Origin of the sequence: Mesorhizobium sp. M0119, from assembly GCF_040322615.1 — a bacterium.
Lineage (GTDB): Bacteria > Pseudomonadota > Alphaproteobacteria > Rhizobiales > Rhizobiaceae > Mesorhizobium.
The window spans coordinates 1-3,334 of the sequence record NZ_JAMYTU010000090.1 but is presented as its reverse complement, the minus strand read 5'-3'; the positions used below and the strand labels follow the sequence as shown (position 1 = coordinate 3,334).

Annotated in this window: 2 protein-coding genes and 3 pseudogenes; 3 read left to right on the top strand and 2 right to left on the bottom strand. The window is 61.9% G+C overall.

The window, feature by feature from the left end; all coding sequences use genetic code 11:
* Both NKJ40_RS31595 and NKJ40_RS31590 read left to right on the top strand, forming a co-directional pair.
* A pseudogene (locus tag NKJ40_RS31595) lies at window positions 1–733 on the top strand (IS1380 family transposase); the annotation flags it as partial.
* A gap of 168 nt (window positions 734–901) precedes the next feature.
* A pseudogene (locus tag NKJ40_RS31590) lies at window positions 902–1,066 on the top strand (LysR family transcriptional regulator); the annotation flags it as partial.
* On the opposite strand, the gene NKJ40_RS31585 reads toward NKJ40_RS31590, so the two are convergent.
* Together NKJ40_RS31585 and NKJ40_RS31580 are read right to left on the bottom strand one after the other, a co-directional pair.
* A complete protein-coding gene (locus NKJ40_RS31585; protein ID WP_352453892.1) occupies window positions 1,053–2,258 on the bottom strand; it encodes a beta-ketoacyl-[acyl-carrier-protein] synthase family protein in 1,206 nt (401 codons plus the stop codon). The pseudogene NKJ40_RS31590 and the gene NKJ40_RS31585 sit on opposite strands and share 14 nt — an antisense overlap.
* Window positions 2,259–2,534, bottom strand: a complete 276-nt coding sequence (locus tag NKJ40_RS31580) for an acyl carrier protein (protein WP_352469359.1) — start codon at window positions 2,532–2,534, stop codon at window positions 2,259–2,261.
* A gap of 574 nt (window positions 2,535–3,108) precedes the next feature.
* Here NKJ40_RS31580 and NKJ40_RS31575 point away from each other — a divergent pair.
* Window positions 3,109–3,210 (top strand): annotated as a pseudogene (locus NKJ40_RS31575) (LysR family transcriptional regulator); the annotation flags it as partial.
* Window positions 3,211–3,334: the final 124 nt, after the last annotated feature.

Genomic DNA, 3,334 nt, shown 5'->3' with positions numbered 1-3,334 from the left:
CGCGTTGCATCGACGATCCGCGCTGCCCGGACCAGGTCGTCCACAGCCTGGCGGACATGATCGGCTTTCGCATGAAGATGATCGCCGCCGGCTACCAGGACGGCAACGACGCCAACCGGCTGCGCCGCGATCCGGTCTTCAAGATGGCCCAGGATGCGCTGCCGTCGGGTCGGGATCTGGCGTCGCAATCGACGCTGTGCCGGCTGGAGAACCTACCCGGCGTGCGGGAGCTGGTCGCGATGGGACGGGCGATGGTCGATCTCTATTGCGCCTCGTTCCGGCAGGTGCCGAAGCGGATCGTACTCGACATTGACGACACCTTCGACGCTGTGCACGGAGGCCAACAGCTTCGCCTGTTCAATGCCCACCATGACGAGTACGGCTTCCAGCCGATCGTCGTGTTCGATGGTGCGGGACGGTTCGTCAGCGCGATCCTGCGACCGGCCAAGCGGCCGAGTGGGGCTGAGATCCGCCCCCACCTGCGCCGTCCGGTGCGGGCGATCCGGATCAACTGGCCGAACATTCGAATCCTGCTCCGCGGCGATAGCCATTATGCAACCCGCAGGTCATCGACTGGTGCCGCGCCAACGACGTCGACTTCATCTTTGGCCTCGCGCCCACCACGACCCTGCGCAAGCATGTCGCGGATCTGGAGGCCAGCACGACGGCGCGCTTCGAAGCGTCGGCCAAGACAGGCAAGGTCCGCAGGTTCAAGGAGTTCGTTGACGGCGCCCGCGGCGCGGCCGGGCCGGCAGCACTCAGGCGACTATAACGGGCGCAGAGCCGACCCTGCGGCTTCCAGACATTGTCGTGTACAGCTTCAGACCCTCAAGCCGAGCCCGCAGGGCCTCGCTTACCTTTTACGGGGCGGCGGTACGTCCAAGCCGCTTCAACAGTTAAGAATTTCGCAAAGACGATACCCCCGGATCGTCGAGCTTCCGCTGCCACTTCCCGCATTCGCCGAGGCGGTCAATGACCCGCCCTTCACAATAGTTATCCGGCAAGCATCTGGATGCGAGAGATAATGTGGCCGGAGGCATCTCTCATGGCTTCTACACCTGCCTGAACGCCAGAACCGCGTTCGTGCCGCCAAAGGCGAAGGAGTTGCTCAGTGCCACGCGCACCTTGCGCTCGCGTGCCACATTGGGCGTGACGTCGAGATCGCAATCGGGGTCCAGCTCACGATAATTGGCAGTCGGCGGCACGACGCTCTCGCGGATAGCCATCACGCAGGCGATCAACTCGAGCGCGCCGGACGCGCCGAGGCAATGCGCGTGCATGGACTTGGTAGAAGAAATGGACATTGAGAAGGCGTGCTGACCGAAGACGCGCTTGATCGCCGCCGTCTCGATCTGGTCGTTGGCCTTGGTGCCGGTGCCGTGCGCGTTGAGATAGTCGACATCCTCGGCGTCCAGCCTGGCATCGGCAAGGCAGGCCCGCATTGCTGCCTCCGGCCCCTCGACAGTCGGCGCGACGATGTCGGACGCATCGGCGGAAAGGCCGGCACCGGCAATTTCGGCAAGGATGGTGGCGCCCCGAGCCAGGGCATGCTCGTAGCTTTCCAGCACCGCCATGCCGGCGCCTTCACCAAGCGACAGGCCCTGGCGATCGGCCGAGAATGGCCGGCAAGTATCGGGCGAAAGCACGCGGATCGCTTCCCATGCCTTCAGCACACCCCATATGAGCGGCGCTTCGCTGCCGCCGGCAAGCATCACGTCGGCCCGGCCGAGCCTGATCTGGTCCACCGCGCAGGCAATCGCATGGTTTGCCGAGGAACAGGCGGACGTGACGCCGAAGACCGGCCCGCGCAGGCCGAGACTCATGCTGACCTGGCCGGCAGCGGCACCCGGCATCGCCTTGGGTACAGTCAAGAGAGCGGCACGCTTACCGCCCAGAAGGATGGCGCGGTAGGTTTGCTCGATCGCATCCCACCCGCAGCCGCCAACGCCCACCGTCGCACCGAAGCGATAGCTATTTCCCTCTTTGGAGGAAAGTCCGGCCTGACGCATGGCTTCGCGCGCCGCAAGCACAGCGAGCAGGCTGAAGCGGTCCATGGAGATGAGTTGCTTGCCGTCGATGTCATGCTCCGGCAGCGCCTTGATCTCGGCACCGATCCTGACCCTCAATTCATGGAGCTCGGAGTTGACGATTGGGCCGATGGCGGAGCGGCCTTCTCGCATCTCTGTCCAAATGGCGGCGGCGTTGGTCCCAAGCCCGCAAATCCCGCCAATCCCAGTAATCACGACGCGCCTGTCCATTCACACCGCCTTAGCGAGCAAGCTGCGCACGGCTTCCACCATGTCCCCAACATTCTGGAGATCCGACCATGCCTCGGCCGTATTCATCTCGATCTCGATGCCGTAGGCCTGCTCCAGGTCCCAGAGAACGTCCGCCAATCCCAGTGAATCGATACCGAGCGAAGTCAGTCCCGTGGCAGCCGTTATCTCGCCGCCTGTGGCAGGCGCTATGCCGCCCTCCGACGCGGCGCGCTTCTTGATCATGGCGATTATTTCGTTGGCGAGTTGATCTGCCATCTTGTTCCTTTCCAGCTTGCGTTTTCGGCGTCGTTCAAAACCCGAGTCGCGTCGCGTTGCCAAAATTGCCCCTCATAGAGCCTGTGCGACCGACCAAGCCCAATGCTCATAGGAACCGGACGAGTTCGGCTTCTGCGGCGTCAGCCCGATGACGAAGAAAAGTCGCCGGCCTCCCGCTTTTGCGCCAGCACATCAAGAATCTGCGTGTAAATGGATAGGAACCGTCGACAAACGTCAGCTAAACGCTGCGACGGTGGGTGCTGTCAGCGTATTCACTCGGCACCTCATATGTAATCGAGATGTTTCATAGCTCCGGACCAGTTGCGATCAACTATTGTACCGGTCCGCCATTCGTCGGAGAGTTCGACATGATCGGAGCGCTGCCTCTCATTCCCAGTACAATCTCCACCGCACGCGACAGATTTCCTCTTTCGGGCTCTTCTCAAGGGACTCGCCACGCGATAGAGGCAGTGATCGGCGCACGTGAGGTCCTGCCAAGTCCATGCGACATTCCGGAAAATTGGTAAAATCGTTTGTTTCAATCAAATGCATCCACGCTATGGATAGCTAAGACATGCGTTTCAAAGGGCTCGATCTGAATCTTCTCGTCGTTCTCGACGCGCTGCTGAGCGAGCGCGGCCTCACGGCGGCGGCACGCCGCATCAACCTAACCAAATTCATGGGGGTTGGTGGATGTGGCGCAACCCGTTGAAATGACGTAGGATTTGGTTGCTTAAGCCGATCCGAACCATTTCCCGGAGACCACACCCACCATGAACGATCTTGCGCTGCCGCTGAGC